Consider the following 17,194-nt stretch of genomic DNA (forward strand, 5'->3'; position numbering starts at 1 on the left):
GCCTCACCGGTGCGTCACCGCTCAGCCGGTTGCCAGGTACTCCTGGTACCAGGACAAGGAGACTCTGGTACCAGGCTCCGGGAGGGAGGATCGTCGGGGACGTGAGTGAGACAACGGTACGCACGACCCATCCGACACCGGTCGCCCCCACGGCCGCCGGCCGCACGACCCCGGCACCCCGGGCCGCCGCGGGCATCACCCCGCTCGGCCTGTTCACGGTCCTCCTCGGAGCGGCCCTGCCGCTGATCGACTTCTTCATCGTCAACGTGGCGCTGCCCACCATCGACCGCGACCTGGCCGCCGGCCCGGCACTGCTGGAACTGATCGTCGCCGGCTACGGAGTCACGTACGCCGTCCTGCTCGTCCTCGGCGGCCGACTCGGCGACATGGCCGGCCGGCGCCGGCTCTTCCTGATCGGCATGGCCGCCTTCGGGCTCACCTCCCTCGCCTGCGGCCTCGCGCCCACGGCCTGGACCCTCGTCGGGGCGCGCGTCGCCCAGGGCGTCGCGGCCGCGCTGATGCTCCCGCAGGTGCTCGCCACCATCCAGGCCACCACCCAGGGCGCCCGCCGAGCCCGCGCGATGAGCCTGTACGGGGCCACGGCCGGGCTGTCCATGGTCGCCGGGCAGATCCTCGGCGGAGTCCTCGTCGCCGCCGACGTGGCCGGCACCGGCTGGCGCTCGGTTTTCCTCGTGAACGTCCCCGTGGTGATCGCCGGCCTGGTCCTGGCGGTCCGCGCCGTGCCGGAGACCCGGTCCGAACGGCCCGCCTCGGTCGACGTGCCGGGAACCCTGCTGCTGGCGCTGACCCTGGTGTCCCTGCTGCTGCCGCTGACCGAGGGGCGGGCGGCCGGCTGGCCGCTGTGGACCCGGCTCTCGTTGGCGGTCTTCCCCTTCGCCGCCACGGCCTTCTACCTGACGGAACGGCGCGCCGACCGCCTCGGCCACAGCCCCCTCGTACCGCCGAGCCTGCTGCGCCTGGACTCGCTGCGGCGGGGACTGGTGATGCTGGTGCCCTTCTCCATCGGCTTCAGCGGTTTCATGTTCGTGATCGCGGTGGTCCTCCAACAGGGCCTGGACATGGGCCCCGTGGCGGCCGGCCTGACCCTGGTGCCGATGGCGGTGGCCTTCTTCGCCGCCTCCCTCGTCGGCCCCCGACTGGTCGGACGGTACGGCACCCGGGTGGTCACGGCGGGCGGAGTGCTCCAGGCGATCGGCGTCTGCCTGACGCTCCTCGCGGTCCGCCGGGACTGGCCGGATCTCACCATCCTCGCCTTGGCGCCCGGCGTCGCCGTCGCCGGACTCGGCCAGGGCCTGCAACTGCCGCTCCTGATGCGGCTGATGCTCTCCGACGTACCGGCCGACCGGGCCGGCGTGGGCGGCGGGGTCATGGTCACCACCCAGCAGTCCGCCCTCGCCCTCGGTGTCGCGACCGTCGGCAGTCTCTTCCTCGCCCTGGCCTCGTCGACGGGCATGCGGGACGCCCTCGTCACGACCCTGTTCGTCCAGTTGGGCCTGATCGCGCTGACGGCCCTGCTCAGCCTGCGGCTGCCGCGCGTCATGCGGTGAGCCGGCGGCGGGCGGGGGGCGGCGGGCGGGGGACGGCCGACACCGGGGGCCGCTCGCGGGCCGGGGGAGTCAGCTCGGGCCCGGGCCCCGTACGACCAGAGCGTACGGGGGGCCCGACGCGGTCGCCGGCAGGCGCAGGGGGCGGGCGCCCGGGGTGATCGAGCCCAGGACCCGGGGGCCGGCCGCGCCCGTGCACGGCGGGGCGTTGCCCGGCAGGCCGTGCAGGGTGAGGTACCCGAGGACCGCGAACGCGTACGCCTCCTTCGCCGCGGCGGGCAACCCGAGCTCCTCGGAGGTTCGCAGCGCGGTGGCGCCCAACTCCTCGCGCAGCATTCCCATGAGCGTCGGATTGCGGACGCCCCCTCCCGAGGCGAAGACCTCCCCCGCCCCGAACGGCCGCAGCGCGTCCGCCACGGTCCGGGCGGTCAGACGGGTCAGGGTGGCGATCACGTCCGGCGCCGGGATCCGCTCGAACCCCGCCGTACGGGCGCCCGCGTATCCGGCGTCGAACAACTCCTTGCCCGTGGTCTTCGGCGGGGGCAGACGGTAGTACGGCTCCGCCGACAGCCGCTCCAGCAAGGCCTCGTGCACCCGACCGGCGGCGGCGAGCGCGCCGTCCTCGTCGTACGCGAGCCGCCCGGAGGTCAGTTCGCGCACCGCCGCGTCCATCAGCGCGTTGCCGGGCCCGGTGTCGAACGCCACCGGGTCGCCGGTCGCCGCCGTGACCGTCACGTTCGCGATCCCGCCGAGGTTCAGGGCCGCGGACACCCCGGGCCGCCCCCGCAACAGCATCAGGTCGATCAGGCTCACCAGCGGCGCGCCCTGGCCCCCGGCCGCGACGTCGCGCGGCCGGAAACCCGAGACGACCGGGCATCCCGAAGCCTCCGCGATCCAGGCGGGCTCGCCGAGCTGGAGGGTGCCGCGGACCCGCCCGTCGGCCACCCAGTGGTACACGGTCTGGCCGTGCGAGGCGATCAACTCGGCGCGGCCCGAGCAGAGTTCGCGGTCGGCGCGGACGGCGAGCCGGGCGAAGGACCGCCCGATGCCGGTGTCGAGCCGGCACACTTCGGCCAGGCTCGTGCCCGCCGGTGGCAGGGCCGCCGCGAGCGCCGCCCGCAGGTCGGCCGGGTACGGTTCGCCGATCATGCCCAGCGGCGTGAGACGCAGTTCCCCGGCCCCGTCCCCCCGCCCCCGTTCGAGATCGCAGGCGGCGGCGTCGACGGCGTCGTACGAGGTGCCCGACATCAGGCCGATCACTCTCATCGCAGGGGCTCCCGATGGTCGTCGCCGCGCAGGGTCAGCAGAGCCAGGGAGCTCAGGGCGCAGACGCCGGCGGCGTAGTAGGCGGGGACGGCGGTGCTCCCCGTCCGGGCGGTCAGGGCGGTGATGACCAGACCCGCGCAGCCCGAGAACACGGCGTTGGCCAGGGCGTAGGCCAATCCGAGCCCGGTGCAGCGCACGCGGCGCGGGAACATCTCGGAGAGCATCGCGGGCCCCGGGCCCGCCATCAGCCCGACCAACGCCCCCGCGCACACGAGGGCCGCCGCCTTCGCCCCGGGCGCGGCCCCGGGCGACTGGAGGACCCGCAGGACGGGGAGGGCCAACACGACGACACCCAGCGCTCCCGCGAGCATGACCGGCCGCCGGCCCACCCGGTCGCTGAGCATCCCGGCCGGAAGGATCGAGGCGGCGAAGCCCAGATTGGCGAGGACGGCGGCCGGCAGGGCCTCCCGGAAGGAGACGCCCAGGGCGGACTGGAGGTGGGACGGCAGGACGACGAGGAAGCTGTACCCGGCCGCCGACCAGCCCATCACGCGCCCGACACCGAGGACGACGGCACGCGCCTGCTCGCCCCGACGTCGCGGCTCCCCGACACCGTGCGCGCCGGCCCCGCCCGGCGCCTTGTCCGGGATCCCGTCCGATGCCTTGTCCGGGATCCCGGCCGGGGGAGGGCCGGGGGGCCCCTCCAGTGCGGTACGCAGCCACAGCGCGACGGCACCGAGCGGCAGGGCCAGCAGGAACGGGACCCGCCAGCCCCACGCGTACAGCGCGGAGGGGGACAGCGTGGCGGCCAGCCCGGCGGCCGTACCGGCGCCGGCGAGCAGGCCCAGTGCGACGGTGAACGACTGCCACGCGCCGTGGAGACCGCGCCGGCCCACCGGGGCGGACTCCGTCATCAGGGCCACTGCCCCGCCGAACTCCCCGCCCGCGGAGATCCCTTGGAGCACCCGCAGCGAGGTGAGCAGCCAGGGCGCGACGGCGCCGACGGTGGCCTGGGTGGGCAGCAGCCCGATCAGGGTGGTGGCGAGCGTCATCAGGCCGACGACGAGGATCAGGGTGGGGCGCCGTCCGAGACGGTCTCCCAGGCGCCCGAAGAGGAGTGCTCCGACCGGGCGGAAGAAGAACGCGAGCGCGAAGGAGGCGTAGGTCGCCATCAGCGCCGCCGCACCGCCCGACCCCGGCCCGGCACCGGAACCCGTGGCGGGCGCGAAGAAGTTGGCGGCGATGACGGTGGCGAAGGAGCCGTACACGCCGAACTCGTACCACTCGACGAGATTGCCGACCGAACCGGCAAGCAGCGCGCGGCGGGCGGTGGAGCGCGGGGGCGGAGCCGGCCGCAGGTCGGTCGAGGTCACCCGTGCTGCGTGCCCCCCGCACACCGCGCCGACGCCTCGCGGTGCCCCGGTTCAGCCGATCGGCGGCGCGGGCGGGTGGCGGCGCAGGCCGGTCTCCGGGTTCCGCCGGATGCGCCCACCCGGGAGGACTCGCCGATGCCCCCTGCTCCCTGGCCCATCTCGGACACCGACAACCCGCCGCGTCCCCACGCGCGGTACGCACCATCGACCCTCTGCGTCACGGCAGTTGACCGGACGAGCCGAGGCCCCGGCCGCAAGCCCCGCCGACGGTGGGCGAAAGGAGGGCGGCGGGCAGGGCGGGAGTTCGCGCGCCCCGCGCGCCCGCGACCGACCGCGCCTGCTCCCGCGACCGATCGCGCCTGCTCCCGCGGCCGATCGCGCCTGCTCCCGCGGCCGATCGCGCCTGCTCCCGCGGCCGATCGCGCCTGCTCCCGCGGCCGATCGCGCCTGCGGCCGACCGGTATCGTGCCCGGCTGCGATCGTGCCCGGCCGTGGCGGCCTCCGGGCGATCATCCGGGCCAAGCGGCAGGCCCCCGAGAGGTCTCGGTGATCGTCCTCGGGTTGTCCTCGCCGTCCTCGGGACGACCTCGGGACGACCTCGGGCCGTCCTCGGGACGGTGTCGGGACGGTCTCGGGTTCCGGCGGTGATCGTCCTCGGGCCGGCCTTCGGGTCGGCGGGGAGCGGGAGTCCGGCGGGGGACTGTCCGGGTGGCGTCCGAGGCGGGGTGAGCGGCCGTACACTCGGCGCATGGACCGCACACGCATCACGGGGGAGCACCGGCACCGCGCCGGGTCCGCCGCGCGTGCGGCTGCCGCGAGCCGTACGGGCGTGAGCCCCCGGACCGCGGTCGACGGCCAGGCCCCCACGGTCGGCCGCGGCGCCCTGCACGGCCACGGCTAGCGAACCACCGCTCCCGGCCCGGCGCGCCCCCACGGTCGGGCAGCGCCCCCGAGCCGCCCTCCGGACCCGACCGCTGACCCCCGGGCCCGACCCGCGCGTGCCGACCGCCGTGCCCGGCACCGGAATCCGCCGCCCGTACCTCGCACTCCCCTCACTGACTCCCGTACCCCCCCCGCACCCCCCGCACCTCGTACCCGGCCGGGCCATACGCGCCACGGGACCCGGGGGTTCGGGCGCGCACCACCGCACCTCCCGCCATCACCGCGGTTCCGACGCGCCGTCGGGGCCGCCGCCCGGCGGCGGCCGCACCCCGGCCCCCGCCGCCTTCGAAGGGACCACCGTGAAGTTGAGCGGGTTGCTGACAGGCCACGACCACCACGTCCTCCAGGGCGACACCGAGGCCACGCGGATCACCGCGGGTACCACCTTCGACGTGGACCGGGTGACGCCGGGCTCGCTCTTCATCGCGGTGCCCGGCCACCTCGCCGGTGGCCCGGCCGCCATCGGCGCGGCCCTCGCCCGAGGCGCGGTGGCGGTGCTCGTCGACGCCGACGGCGCGGCCGCCACGCACCGGGGTCCGGCGGCGTCGCCCGGCGTGTGCGTCGTGCGGGTGTCCGACACCCGGAAGGCGGCGGCCGTCGTCTCCTCCCGCTACTTCACCGAACCCGGCCGGCAGATGGACATGGTGGCGGTCACCGGGACCAACGGGAAGACCTCCATCTCCTACATGGTGGAGTCGCTGCTGAGGATCTCCGAGGGCGCCGCGGTCGGAGTGATCGGTACGGCGGGCAGCAGGATCGGCGACGAGATGATCCCGATGCCCCCGTCGGTGCTGACCACACCGGAATCCCCGGACCTCCAGTACCTCCTGGGCCACATGCGGGACCGGGGCACCGGCACCGTGGTGTTGGAGGCCACCTCCATGGCCCTCCAGACGTACCGGGTGGACCGGACGTTCATCGACGTCGGCGTCTTCACCAACCTGACCCAGGACCACCTGGACGACCACGGCACGATGGCGCACTACACGGACGCCAAACTGCGCCTGTTCCAGGGCCTGTGCCGGCACGCCGTGGTCAACCTCGACGACCCGGTGGGGGCGGGCATCCGGGCGATGATGCCGGGCGCCGTGACCACGTACGCCGTCGACACCGAGGCCGACTACCGGGCCGATGACCTGGTCGCGGACGCCTCCGGGACCCGCTTCACCCTGCGTCACGCCGGCCGGGAGTACGCGGCGGCGATCCCGGTCCCGGGCCGCTTCTCCGTGTCCAACGCGCTGGCCGCCGTGGCGGCCTGTCACGTCCTGGGCCACGACCTGGGCGGGCTGGTCGCCGCGCTCGCCCTGATGCCGGCCGTCCCCGGGCGCTTCGAACGCTTCGTGACCCCCGCCGGAACCTCCGTCATCGTGGACTACGCGCACTCGCCGGACTCCCTGGACAAGGTGCTCACGGCGATCCGCGGCTTCGCCCGCGGCCGGGTCATCACCGTCTTCGGCTGCGGCGGCGACCGGGACACCACGAAGCGCGTGGAGATGGGTCGGATCGCCGGAACCCACTCCGACCTGTGCGTCCTCACCTCGGACAATCCCCGCAACGAGGACCCCGAGGCGATCCTCGACCAGATCGCCCCCGGCATCGAGGCCACCGGCACCCCGTACGAGCGGTCCGCCGACCGCCGCACCGCGATCGGCATCGCCCTGTCCGCCGCGGGGCCGCAGGACGTGGTACTGATCGCCGGCAAGGGCAGCGAACCGCACCAGATCGTCGGCGAGGCACTGCTGCCCTTCAGCGACATGGCCACGGTGCGCGACCTGGCCCGCCCCGCCGGCTGACCTTCCCCACCCTCCGGGCACGCCCGACACCCTCCGGGCACGCCCGACAGATCCGGTGCCTCGGGCACGGGGCGGTACAGGGCCGTGGGCCCGGGTTCGTCGCCGGAGGGGGGAATGCCCGCGACGGCGTACACGGCCGGACAGCCGTACCGGGTGCCCCGTCCCACCCGCGCACCCGTCGCCAGGCCTGGGGCATGGGCCTGATCGCTGCCGCGTCCCTCATCTGGCTGTGGCTCGCCTACCAGCTGCTGTTCCCGTTCACCGTCGACACGAGCCCCTGGGTCACCCCGACCTCCAGGGGATGGGCGTCGCATCCCGCGGGGGCCGCTCGTTCCGGACACCCCGCCGAAGGCGCTGTCGGTGCCTGCCGCTAATGTCCCGTGTTTGTTCGACCAGTGAATTGACGGGGGCGGGAATGAGCGGGCAACTGAAAGAGATCGCCACGGAGTTGGCCGAGGTCCTGTGGCGGGAACACACCGTCTACCGGGACCGCGCCGGCGGCGTCGTCATCCGGGGGGAGCACGTCCAGCGCTGGATCAGCCTGGCACCCAGCGCCGGGCGTGACGAGGTGCTGTTGCGGGCCGGTCGGATACTCGAAGGCGGTACGACGGCCCCCGCGCGCAGCGAGGCGGTTGCCGGCCTCTCCGCCGGTACGGGGGAACTCGCCGCGGTGTGCCGCCGGCTCCTCGCGGAAACCGCGGCCGGGCCCACGGCCGCCGGACCGGCGCCGCGCCGCTCGCGGTCCTCGAAGCGGCGGCCACGACCCGCTCGGAGAGGCAGGCACACCAGCCCCGCGTCCTGGCTGGTCGTGGTCGGTGTGGTCGCCGTCCTCGGGTTGTACATGGCGCGAGCGACCGGCAGGATCTGACCCGACGCCCGGACGGCCCGGCGGCCCGACGACCCGCCGGGCAGATCACCCGCCGGTCAGACTCCGGCCAGGGTGGGGTAGTCCGTGTACCCGGACGCGCCTCCCACGTACATGAGGCCGTGGTCGTGCAGGGGGTTCAGGGGCGCGCCCCGGCGCAGGCGCTCGACAAGGTCCGGGTTGGCGATGAAGGCGCGGCCGAGCGAGACGAGGTCCGCGCCGGCGGCGAGAAGGCGTTCGGCCTTCGCGGCGCCGCCGTCGGCGGGCAGGGGAACGCCCCACCCGAGGACCGGATTGGCCATCAGCGTGCCCGTCCAGCCCGTGCGGATCTGCCGGAAGACCTCGTCGTCGGGATCGGCGAACACGACGTGGACGTAGGCGAGGTCCCGGGGGAGCGCGGCGAGGAGAACGCGGTAGAGGTCGGCGGTTTCGCCTTGCTCGTCGATGCCGTTGAAGGTCGCGCCCGGCGCCAGGCGGATGCCGACCCGGTGGGCGCCGATCGCGCGGGTGACCGCCTCGACGGTCTCCAGGACGAAGCGGATCCGGTGGGAGAGGGGCCCGCCGTAGGCGTCGGTGCGCCGGTTGGTGTTCCCGGCGAGGAACTGGTGCAGGAGATGGCCGTTGGCGGCGTGGACCTCGACCCCGGCGAAGCCCGCGTCGACGGCCTTGCGGGCGGCCTCGGCGAAGTCGGCGGCGGTGGAGCGGATGTCGGCGGTGGTCATCTCGCGCGGGGTGACCGCGGGCCGGACGCCGTTCGGGGTGTGGATGGGCTCGGGGAGCGGCACGGGCGACGGTGCGACGGGGATGTGGCCGCTGTTGTCGGGGTGGCCCACCCGCCCGCCGTGCTGGAGCTGGAGGAACATCCGCCCGCCCGCCTCCGCGACGGCGTCCGTCACGGCCCGCCAGCCGGCGACGTGGGCGTCGGTGTGGATCGCCGTGATGTTCGGGTACGTCTGTCCGACCGCGTTCGGGGTGGACGCCTCGGCGATGATCAGTCCGGCCGAGGCGCGTTGGGCGTAGTACGTGGCCATCAGGGGGCCGGGAGTGCCGTCGGCCTCGGCGCGGTTGCGTGTCATCGGCGCCATCACCAGACGGTTCGGAAGCCGCAGGCCGCCCAGCGGGGCGGGTTCGAAGAGCCGGGATTCCCTCGGTGTGATCGTCATGGCCGTACCGTAGGAGTTGACATCAGTGTCAGGTTCAAGTCGATGAACCGATCGATGGGATGGGACATGCGAATCGGTGAACTGGCGGGAGCCACCGGAGTGAGCGAGAGGTCGCTGCGCTACTACGAGGCGCAGGGGCTGCTCACGCCCGGCCGAACCCCCGGCGGCCATCGCGACTACGGCGACTGGGCGGTCGACCGCGTCATCCGTATCCAGGCGCTCTTCGCGGCCGGCCTCCACAGCAAGAAGATCGCGGAGCTGCTTCCGTGCCTGCGCGACGCGGACGGCGGCCCGGCCGGGAACGCCACGCCGAAGCTGGTGGCCGAGCTCCGTACGGAGCGCCGGCGCATCGACGGCCTGATCACCGAACTGCTCCTGACCCGCGAGGTCCTGGACGAGGCGATCGACGCGGCCTCGGGCGCGCAAGCCGGTTCCCCCGCCGTCGGTGTGTAGGACCCGCCCTCCGCGTGTACGCCCGCCGTCGGTGTGCAGGCCCCGCCCCCCGCGTGTAGGCCCGCCGTCCGTGCGTAGGCCTGCCGTCCGTGTGTAAGCCGGTCGGGCCGTGGCGTGGTGCCGGGGAACGGCGACGGTCCGGGGTCTAGCCTCGGCGGCCGGACGATCAGGACAGGTAGGTGCGCCGTGCCCCGTTCCGCAGTTCCCGAGACCATTCGGCGGCCGGCCGGCGCCGGCCGGCGGCTCGGCCCCTTGCTCCTGTGGGTGACCCTGTGTGCGTTCGGCCTCGGCCCGGTCGGCACGGCGGCGGCCTCCGACCCCGCCGGCGGGGCCGTTCCCACCCCGCTGTACGTCTCCGACTACGGCAACAACCGGGTCCTGAAGGTGCCGGCCGACGGCAGCGGCGGTCAGAACCTCGTCCCCACCACCGACCTGCTCCGCCCCACGGGCATGGTGGCCGACGCGGCGGGCGACCTGTACGTCTCCGACACCGGCAACAACCGGGTGGTTCGGATCCCGGCCGACGGCGGCCCCCAGACCACGGTCCCGACCGACGGACTGTCCCGCCCCCTGGGCCTCGCCCTCGACGCCGCCGGCGACCTCTACATCGCCGACAGCTTCAACGACCGTGTCGTGCGGGTGCACGCCGACGGCGGCGGTCAGAGCACCGTCCCCACCACCGGGCTGCTCCATCCGTGGGGCCTCGCCTTCGATTCCGAAGGCACGCTCTACGTCTCCGACTTCGTCAACGACCGCGTCGTGCGGCTGCGCGCGGACGGCGGCGGTCAGAGCACCGTCCCCACCACCGGCCTCTCCCAGCCGGCCGGGATCGTACTGGACCCCCGGGGCAACCTGTACGTGTCCGACACCGGCAACAACCGTGTGGTGCGGGTGGCGGCCGGCGGCGGCCAGAGCACGGTCCCCGCGGTCGGGCTCAACGACCCGCTGGGACTGGCCCTGGACGAGCGCGACAACCTCTACGTCGCGGACGCCTTCAAGAACCGGGTCGTGCGTCTCGCCCCGAACGGCGGCGGCCAGACCACCCTGCCCGTCACCGGGCTGAACACCCCCACCGGCCTGGCGATCCCGCCCTCCGCGACCCGGCTGCGGACGACCGACGCGACCGCCCGGCGGGAATCCCACCCGCAGGTCCTGACGGTCAAGGGCCTCACCGCCACCCTCACCACCGGCCACGGCGCCCCCGTACCCGGTCGGACGGTGGTCTTCAGCGACGCCCGCCGCGAACGGACCCTGTGCACGGCCGAAACCGACAACCGCGGCACGGCCCGCTGCGACGCCCGGATCCGCGCACCCGCCGGCGTACTGGACCGCCTCTACGAGGACCTGCTGCGCCGCGGCTACCTGGCACGGTACGAGGGATCCCCGACCCACGCGGCGACCGCCGCCCCGGGCGCCGTACGAGCCGCCCGCCCGCACTGACCCGACTGCACGGGAACAACGAACGGGGACGCGGGAGACCGGGCCGCGGAGGCACGCGGCGGGGGTCCTGGTGCTGTGACCGGAAGGGTTTCCGGACACCGCGACCCGGCAAACCCTTCCGGCCACAGCACTAGGCTTCGGTCCGGCGGACCGGACCTCCGTACCGCCCCCTCCTGCGGAAAGGACGACGTCATGAGCGAGAAGGCCCGCAAGCTCTTCGACGCACTCGATCTCGACAGCGACGGCGTCCTGACGCGCGTCGAGGTGATCTCGGCCCTGCGGACGAAGGGCCCCACGCTCGCTTCCACCGGTGTCCTGCCCTTCTGGGGCGTGAGCGACGTCGACGCGTCGTCGGCCCTCTTCGACCGGGCCAACCTCGACGGTGACGGGGTGCTGACCTTCGAGGAGTTCGAGCGGGAGGCCGACCGCCGCTTCGGCTGGTAACCGGGCGCGGGTCCGGCGCGATCCCGAGGCCGCCCGCGCCCCGGGGCCGGCACATGACACGACGGCGCCCCGCCACCGCGATCCCGGTGGCGGGGCGCCGTCGCGCACCCGGAGGGCAGGCGGACGTCAGCGGACCCAGGGCCGCCAGACGTCCTCGTTCCGCTCCACCCACTTCTTCGCCGCCTGCTGCGGTGACAACTTCTCCTCGGCGATCATCAGGGCGACCTCGTTCTGCTCCTCCACGGTCCAGTGGAACTTCTTCAGGAAGCCTGCGGCCTTCCCGCCGTCGTCCGCGAACCGTGCGTTGAGGTACTTCTGCAACGGCGTGTGCGGGTAGGCACAGGCCACCTTCTCGGGGTCGGCGTCGCAGCCCTCCTTGTACTCGGGCAGCTTCACCTCGGTCATCGGGACCCGCTCGAAGAGCCACTGGGGCTTGTACCAGTACGTCAGGAAGGGCTTCTTCTCCTTGGCGAACTGCTTGATCTGGGTGATCTGGGCGGCCTCGGAACCGGCGAAGACCACCTCCAGGTCCAGGTCCAGGTTCTTCACCAGCGCCTTGTCGTTCGTCACGTACGAAGGCGAGCCGTCCATCAGCTGACCCTTGCCGCGGCTCTCGGGCGTGCGCAGCTGGTCGGCGTACTTGTCGAGGTTCTTCCAGTCGGTGACGTCCGGGTGCTGCTCGGCGAAGTACGTCGGCACGAACCAGCCGATGTGGCCCGTCACCCCGAGGTCACCGCCGTTGACGATGGTCTTCTTGTCCTCGACGTAGCGCTTCTGCTGCTCGGGGTGGCCCCAGTCCTCCAGGATCGCGTCGACCCGGCCCTGACTGAGGGCGTCCCACGCGGGCACCTCGTCCACCTGGACGGTGTCCACCCGGTAGCCCAGCTCGTGTTCGAGCAGGTAGCCCGCCACGGCCGTGTTGGCCTGCGCGCCGACCCAGGACTGCACGGAGAGCGTGACGGTCTTGGCGCCCTGGGCGGCGGCGTACGGGGACGCCTGGCGGGTCATGTCGGCCGCTCCGCAGCCGGTGACGACGGCCAGGGTGCTCGCCGCGGCGAGCGCGGCGACGATCCGTCGGCGGGCACGTCTCACGGGAAGGGTTCGCGTCTCGGTCATCTCAGGCCTCCTTCGTCTTCGTCGAGGGCTGGGTCACCCGGTCGAGCATCAGGCCGAGGCAGACGATCGCGGCGCCCGCGACCAGTCCGGTGGCCAGGTCACCCTGGGCCAGGCCCAGGACGACGTCGTAGCCGAGGGCGCCACCGCCCACCAGGCCGCCGATGATGACGACGGCGAGGACCAGGACGACGGCCTGGTTGACGGCCAGCAGCAGCGCCGGCCGGGCCAGGGGCAGCTGTACCTGCCGCAGCTGCTGGTATCCGGTGGCCCCGAGGGAGCGGGCGGACTCCATCGCGGCCGGATTCACCTCGCGCAGCCCCTGCGTGGTGATGCGGACCACGGCGGGCAGCGCGTACACGACGGCGGCGGCCGCCGCCGGGGCGCGGCCCACACCGAAGAGGGCGACGACCGGGATGAGGTACACGAACTGGGGCATCGTCTGGCACACGTCGAGCACGGGCCGCAACAGCCGCTCCGCGCGGGCGCTGCGGGCGGCGCCGACAGAGATCGCGAAGCCGAGCACCAGCGTCACCGCGACGGCGGCGAGCACCTGCGAGAGCGTGTCCAGCGCGGGCTCCCACACGCCGAGCACGCCGATGGCGGCCAGGGCGAGTACGGCGGTCAGCGCGGTGCGCCGGGTACCGACCAGGACGCCGATCGCGCCGACCAGCAGCAGGAGCAGCCACCACGGGGCGGCCTGGAGCCCGGAGCGCAGCGGGTCGAGGAGCCACCCGGTGAAGCGGGCCGCCCAGTCGGCGGTGCCGCCGACGACGGGAACCCCGGAGTAGAGGTGGTCGGTCATCCAGGCCACGGCCCGGTTGACGGGGTCGGCGAGGGACACGTTCCAGGACCCGGGCCACTGCGAGGTGCCCAGCATCCGGCCGGCCACGGCCACCGCGACGACCGCGAGCAGGCAGAGCAGGCGTCCGTACCAGCCCGCGAAGACGCGGCGCAGGAAGTGCTGCTCGGCCGCCGGGGCCGGGTTGGAGCCGAGCCGGGCACCCGCCGCGTCGGCCGTGCGGTCCAGGACCACGGCCAGCAGCACGATCGGGATGCCCGCGGCGAGCGCCGCGCCGACGTCGACGGAGGCCAGGGCCTGGTAGACCCGGTCTCCGAGGCCGCCCGCACCGATCACGGAGGCGATGACGGCCATGGACAGGCCCATCATGATCGCCTGGTTGACGCCCAGCAGGATCTGCCGGCGTGCCAGCGGCAGGCGCGCGGTCAGCAGCCGCTGGCGGCCGGTGGCGCCGAGCGAGGCGGCGGCCTCCATGACCCCCGCGTCGGCGTCGCGCAGACCGAGGGCGGTCAGGCGCGCCATGGGCGGGGCGGCGTAGACGACGGTGGCCAGCACGGCGGCGGGCACCCCGATGCCGAAGACCAGCACCATCGGCAGCAGGTACGCGAACGCGGGCAGGATCTGCATGGTGTCGAGCACGGGGCGCAGGAGGCGCTCGGTGCGCGCGGACAGCCCGGCGGCCAGACCGAGCAGGCCGCCGACGGCGACCGAGGCGGCCACCGCCACGACCATCAGGGCCAGGGTCTGCATGGTGGGGATCCACATGCCGAGCAGGCCGCAGACGGCGAAGGCGGCCATGGAGGTCAGGGCGAGCCGGGCACCGGCGAGGCGCCAGGCCACGAGCCCGGCGAGCGCGGTGACACCGGTCCAGCCGGCGGCGAGCAGGACCACGTACACGGCGCGGACCGACACCACGACCACGTTGCTGACGTGACCGAAGAAGTAGAGGAACAGCGGGTGGCTGTCACGGTGGTCGATGATCCAGTCGCCGGCCCGGCCGAGGGGGCCCGACAGGTCCACGGCAAGGGCGCCGGGCCAACTGCCCGCGCCGGGGAAGAGGACTCCGAGCGTGAGCACCACGGCCGCGGCGACGGCGAGGGGCAGGACCCTGCGACCGACACGGAAGGGGAGCCGGGACCCGGGGCGACGGGACGAGGAGCCGTCGGGGGAAGGGGACGAACCGCCGGTGGGCGGCTTCGTGTCCCGCGGCGCGGACGACGAGGCGGGCTCGCGCACGGGCGTCGTGGTGGAGGTCATCGCCACCACCGCCGGGGCGCGGGGACGTTGCGGACGGCGCCGGTTCTCATGCGGCCACCTCCCCGGTCCGGGGGGCGGGTATCCCGGCGACGACGGCGAGCAGCGCCGCGTCGTCGACCACGCCGAGACAGCGGCCCCGGTCGACGACGCGCGCGGGACCGCCGCTGCGGGCGACCGCCTCGATGGCCGCCACGATCGTGGTGGACGGGTTCAGGGCGGGCCCCTGTTCGGCCTCGGCGGCGGAGGCGGGGCGCATGGCGCTGCGCACGGTGAGCACCTGCTCGCGCGGCACGTCGCGCACGAAGTCCCGCACGTAGTCGTCGGCGGGGGAGCCGACGATCTCCTCGGGCGTGCCGAGCTGCACGATCTCACCGTCGCGCATGAGGGCGATCCGGTCGCCGAGACGCAGGGCCTCGGACAGGTCGTGCGTGATGAAGACCATCGTGCGGCCCTCCTCGTGGTGCAGGCGGGCCACCTCCTCCTGCATCTCCCGGCGGATCAGCGGGTCCAGGGCGCTGAACGGTTCGTCGAACAGCAGGACCTCGGGGTCGGCGGCGAGGGCGCGGGCGAGGCCGACGCGCTGCTGCTGACCGCCGGACAGCTCGCCGGGGCGGCGCTCCTCCAGGCCTTCGAGCCCGACCTTGACGGTCATCTCGGCGGCCTTGGCGCGCCGTTCGGCGCGGCCCACCCCCTGGATCTCCAGCCCGTAGGCGACGTTGTCCAGCACGGAGCGGTGGGGCAGCAGGCCGAAGTGCTGGAAGACCATGGCGGCGCGGTGCCGGCGCAGCTCCCGCAGCCTGGCCCGGTCCATGGCCAGGACGTCCTCGCCGTCGATGGAGAGGGAGCCCGCGGTGGGCTCGATCAGCCGGGTCAGGCAGCGGACGAGCGTGGACTTGCCGGAGCCGGACAGGCCCATCACGACGAAGGCCTCGCCCTTGCGGACGTCGAAGCTGACGTCGCGGACGGCGGCGGTACAGCCGGTGCGCTCGCGCAGCTCGGCGGCGGACAGGCCGGCGTCGGCGGAGCCGGGGACCTTGGCGGCCGCGGCGCGGGGGCCGAAGACCTTCCAGAGGCCGTCGACGGCGAACACCGGCGGTCGGGTGTCGGGAGTCGATCCGTTGGAGCTTTCGTCGGTCGTGTGCGTCTTCGGGTTCATCGCGTGGCGCCTCCCAGCAGCTCGGCGGCTTTCTCGCCGACCATGAGCACTCCGATCATCGGATTGACCGCGGGCATCGTCGGGAAGACCGACGCGTCCGCGATCCGGATCCCGTCCAGGCCCCGGACCCTCAGGTCCGGGCCCACGACGGCCCCGGGGTCGTCCGCCGCGCCCATCCGGCAGGTGCCCGCCGGGTGGTAGACGGTGTGCGCGACGGAGCGGGCGTACGCGCTGAGCTCCTCGTCGCCGGTGACGTCCGGACCGGGACACACCTCGCGCTTGAGCCATCCGGCCAGCGGCTCCGTCGCGGCGATCTCACGGGCGATCTTGATGCCGTCGACCAGCGTGCGGGCGTCGTAGTCCTCGTCGTCCGTGAAGTACCGGAAGTCGAGGGCCGGCTTCACCTCGGGGTCCGCGCTGGTCAGGTACAGCCGGCCTCGGCTGCGCGGCTTGGGGATGTTCGGGGTCAACGACACCCCGTGCGCGGGGCGTTCGTAGCCGATGCGCTCCGGGTTGTCGGTGAAGGGGACCTGGTAGAAGTGGAACATCAGGTCCGGACCCGCGGATTCGGGGTCGCGCCGCACGAACAGGCCGGCGTCACTGTCCATCGCCGAGTTCTCGGGGATCGGACCGTCGGTCTCCCACACGATCACCGACTCCGGGTGGTCGAGCAGGTTCTCGCCGACACCGGGCAGGTCGTGGACCGGGGGAATGCCGAGCGCCTCCAGCTCCGCGCGCGGGCCGATGCCGGAGTGCAGCAGCAGGCGGGGGGTGTCGACCGCGCCCGCGCACACCACGACCTCGCGGCGGGCCCGGATCAGCGACCGGGCGCCGTCACCGGACCGTACGTGGACCCCGCGCGCCCGGGTCCCCTCCAGCTCCAGCCGGTACGCCCAGGTCTCCAGCAGCAGCGTCAGGTTCGCCCGCTCGTCCATGACGGGGTGGAGGTAGGCCACCGAGGCGGAGGAGCGCTTGTTGGTCTCCGGGTGGTACGCCAGGTCGAAGAACCCGGCGCCCTCGTGGAACGGCTTCGCGTTGAAACCCTCGACGCGGGGAACACCCAGCGCGTGCTCGGCCGCGTCCACGAAGTCGCGGGCGATGGCGTTCCGATCGGCCTCCCCGACGGGGACGATGTTGTTCAGCAGCCTGTCGAAGTACGGGTCCATGGCGGCGGCGTGCCAGCCCTCGGCGCCCGCGTCCGACCACTCGTCCCAGTCGGACGGCAGGGGCTTGAACGCGATCAGGGTGTTGTGCGAGGAGCAGCCGCCGAGGACGCGGGCACGGCTGTGTCTGATGTGCGAGTTGCCGCGGGGCTGCTCGGTGGTGGGGTAGTCGTAGTCGAGTTCCCCGCCGAGCAGGCCCATCCAGCGCCGCAGGGTGAGGACGTCGGGACGGTCGACGTCGCTCGGGCCGCCCTCGATGACGGCGACCGTGACGTTCGGGTCCTGGGTCAGCCGGGCGGCGATCACCGAGCCGGCGGTGCCGCCGCCGACGATGACGTAGTCGTACTCCGCGATGGTGTCCTCGGCGGCGTGCCGGCCGAGGTCGGTGTGCGTCGTCAT

The 17,194-nt window shown here is 74.0% G+C and carries 15 protein-coding genes; 8 read left to right on the forward strand and 7 right to left on the reverse strand.

The genetic code is table 11. The features are described from left to right. The first annotated feature begins 101 nt into the window (after window positions 1-101). Window positions 102-1,568, forward strand: a complete 1,467-nt coding sequence (locus ACIRO3_RS25490; RefSeq protein ID WP_404140661.1) for an MFS transporter — start codon at window positions 102-104, stop codon at window positions 1,566-1,568. 69 nt (window positions 1,569-1,637) lie between these two features. Here ACIRO3_RS25490 and ACIRO3_RS25495 read toward each other — a convergent pair whose 3' ends face one another. Continuing rightward, on the reverse strand, window positions 1,638-2,831 hold the full coding sequence (locus tag ACIRO3_RS25495; RefSeq protein ID WP_361771829.1) for an anhydro-N-acetylmuramic acid kinase: 1,194 nt from the start codon (window positions 2,829-2,831) through the stop codon (window positions 1,638-1,640). After that, entirely contained in the window at window positions 2,828-4,204 is a 1,377-nt protein-coding gene (locus ACIRO3_RS25500; RefSeq protein WP_404140665.1) for an MFS transporter, read from the reverse strand. Before ACIRO3_RS25500 ends, ACIRO3_RS25495 begins: the two co-directional genes overlap by 4 nt. A 748-nt stretch (window positions 4,205-4,952) precedes the next feature. Between ACIRO3_RS25500 and ACIRO3_RS25505 the strand changes: the two genes are divergently transcribed. The 4 genes from ACIRO3_RS25505 to ACIRO3_RS25520 all read left to right on the forward strand — a co-directional run bounded on the left by ACIRO3_RS25505 (window position 4,953) and on the right by ACIRO3_RS25520 (window position 7,807). Continuing rightward, window positions 4,953-5,105, forward strand: a complete 153-nt coding sequence (locus tag ACIRO3_RS25505) for a hypothetical protein (RefSeq protein ID WP_361771827.1) — start codon at window positions 4,953-4,955, stop codon at window positions 5,103-5,105. A gap of 340 nt (window positions 5,106-5,445) precedes the next feature. Continuing rightward, window positions 5,446-6,939: a UDP-N-acetylmuramoyl-L-alanyl-D-glutamate--2,6-diaminopimelate ligase gene (locus tag ACIRO3_RS25510; protein WP_404140668.1), complete on the forward strand. Its 1,494-nt coding sequence runs from the start codon at window positions 5,446-5,448 to the stop codon at window positions 6,937-6,939. Window positions 6,940-7,133: 194 nt separating this feature from the next. After that, window positions 7,134-7,313: a hypothetical protein gene (locus ACIRO3_RS25515; RefSeq protein WP_404140671.1), complete on the forward strand. Its 180-nt coding sequence runs from the start codon at window positions 7,134-7,136 to the stop codon at window positions 7,311-7,313. A gap of 41 nt (window positions 7,314-7,354) precedes the next feature. Next, on the forward strand, window positions 7,355-7,807 hold the full coding sequence (locus ACIRO3_RS25520) for a hypothetical protein (RefSeq protein ID WP_404140674.1): 453 nt from the start codon (window positions 7,355-7,357) through the stop codon (window positions 7,805-7,807). 56 nt (window positions 7,808-7,863) lie between these two features. Here ACIRO3_RS25520 and ACIRO3_RS25525 read toward each other — a convergent pair whose 3' ends face one another. Continuing rightward, window positions 7,864-8,967 carry an alkene reductase gene (locus tag ACIRO3_RS25525; protein WP_404140677.1) on the reverse strand — a complete coding sequence of 368 codons (1,104 nt, stop codon included), beginning with the start codon at window positions 8,965-8,967 and terminating at the stop codon, window positions 7,864-7,866. 66 nt (window positions 8,968-9,033) lie between these two features. Here ACIRO3_RS25525 and ACIRO3_RS25530 point away from each other — a divergent pair, with 66 nt between their 5' ends. The 3 genes from ACIRO3_RS25530 to ACIRO3_RS25540 all read left to right on the forward strand — a co-directional run bounded on the left by ACIRO3_RS25530 (window position 9,034) and on the right by ACIRO3_RS25540 (window position 11,304). Then, window positions 9,034-9,420, forward strand: coding sequence for a MerR family transcriptional regulator (locus ACIRO3_RS25530; RefSeq protein ID WP_404140680.1), 387 nt, complete (start codon window positions 9,034-9,036; stop codon window positions 9,418-9,420). 186 nt (window positions 9,421-9,606) lie between these two features. Further along, window positions 9,607-10,860: a hypothetical protein gene (locus ACIRO3_RS25535; RefSeq protein WP_404140683.1), complete on the forward strand. Its 1,254-nt coding sequence runs from the start codon at window positions 9,607-9,609 to the stop codon at window positions 10,858-10,860. A gap of 192 nt (window positions 10,861-11,052) precedes the next feature. Next, window positions 11,053-11,304 (forward strand): EF-hand domain-containing protein, encoded by a 252-nt coding sequence (locus tag ACIRO3_RS25540; RefSeq protein WP_365998697.1) that lies wholly within the window; start codon window positions 11,053-11,055, stop codon window positions 11,302-11,304. Window positions 11,305-11,430: 126 nt separating this feature from the next. On the opposite strand, the gene ACIRO3_RS25545 is transcribed toward ACIRO3_RS25540, so the two are convergent. From ACIRO3_RS25545 to ACIRO3_RS25560, 4 genes are read right to left on the reverse strand one after another with little or no spacing between them, the layout of a single operon-like run. Next, a complete protein-coding gene (locus ACIRO3_RS25545; RefSeq protein WP_404140686.1) occupies window positions 11,431-12,420 on the reverse strand; it encodes an ABC transporter substrate-binding protein in 990 nt (329 codons plus the stop codon). Window position 12,421: 1 nt separating this feature from the next. Beyond that, window positions 12,422-14,476, reverse strand: a complete 2,055-nt coding sequence (locus ACIRO3_RS25550; RefSeq protein WP_404140689.1) for an ABC transporter permease subunit — start codon at window positions 14,474-14,476, stop codon at window positions 12,422-12,424. A 46-nt stretch (window positions 14,477-14,522) separates the two neighbouring features. Next, window positions 14,523-15,632, reverse strand: coding sequence for a glycine betaine/L-proline ABC transporter ATP-binding protein (locus ACIRO3_RS25555; protein WP_404140691.1), 1,110 nt, complete (start codon window positions 15,630-15,632; stop codon window positions 14,523-14,525). Further along, a complete protein-coding gene (locus ACIRO3_RS25560; protein ID WP_361771817.1) occupies window positions 15,629-17,194 on the reverse strand; it encodes a GMC oxidoreductase in 1,566 nt (521 codons plus the stop codon). Before ACIRO3_RS25560 ends, ACIRO3_RS25555 begins: the two co-directional genes overlap by 4 nt.

The organism is Streptomyces sp. NPDC102278 (assembly GCF_044766345.1).
Taxonomy (GTDB): domain Bacteria; phylum Actinomycetota; class Actinomycetes; order Streptomycetales; family Streptomycetaceae; genus Streptomyces.

Excerpts from the sequence above, each read along its gene's own strand:
- ACIRO3_RS25495 (WP_361771829.1), bottom strand. The coding sequence starts at position 2,831 with ATGAGAGTGATCGGCCTGATGTCGGGCACCTCGTACGACGCCGTCGAC.
- ACIRO3_RS25505 (WP_361771827.1), top strand. The coding sequence starts at position 4,953 with ATGGACCGCACACGCATCACGGGGGAGCACCGGCACCGCGCCGGGTCC.
- ACIRO3_RS25515 (WP_404140671.1), top strand. The coding sequence starts at position 7,134 with ATGGGCCTGATCGCTGCCGCGTCCCTCATCTGGCTGTGGCTCGCCTAC.
- ACIRO3_RS25520 (WP_404140674.1), top strand. The coding sequence starts at position 7,355 with ATGAGCGGGCAACTGAAAGAGATCGCCACGGAGTTGGCCGAGGTCCTG.
- ACIRO3_RS25525 (WP_404140677.1), bottom strand. The coding sequence starts at position 8,967 with ATGACGATCACACCGAGGGAATCCCGGCTCTTCGAACCCGCCCCGCTG.
- ACIRO3_RS25530 (WP_404140680.1), top strand. The coding sequence starts at position 9,034 with ATGCGAATCGGTGAACTGGCGGGAGCCACCGGAGTGAGCGAGAGGTCG.
- ACIRO3_RS25540 (WP_365998697.1), top strand. The coding sequence starts at position 11,053 with ATGAGCGAGAAGGCCCGCAAGCTCTTCGACGCACTCGATCTCGACAGC.
- ACIRO3_RS25545 (WP_404140686.1), bottom strand. The coding sequence starts at position 12,420 with ATGACCGAGACGCGAACCCTTCCCGTGAGACGTGCCCGCCGACGGATC.
- ACIRO3_RS25550 (WP_404140689.1), bottom strand. The coding sequence starts at position 14,476 with ATGACCTCCACCACGACGCCCGTGCGCGAGCCCGCCTCGTCGTCCGCG.
- ACIRO3_RS25555 (WP_404140691.1), bottom strand. The coding sequence starts at position 15,632 with ATGAACCCGAAGACGCACACGACCGACGAAAGCTCCAACGGATCGACT.
- ACIRO3_RS25560 (WP_361771817.1), bottom strand. The coding sequence starts at position 17,194 with ATGACGACGCACACCGACCTCGGCCGGCACGCCGCCGAGGACACCATC.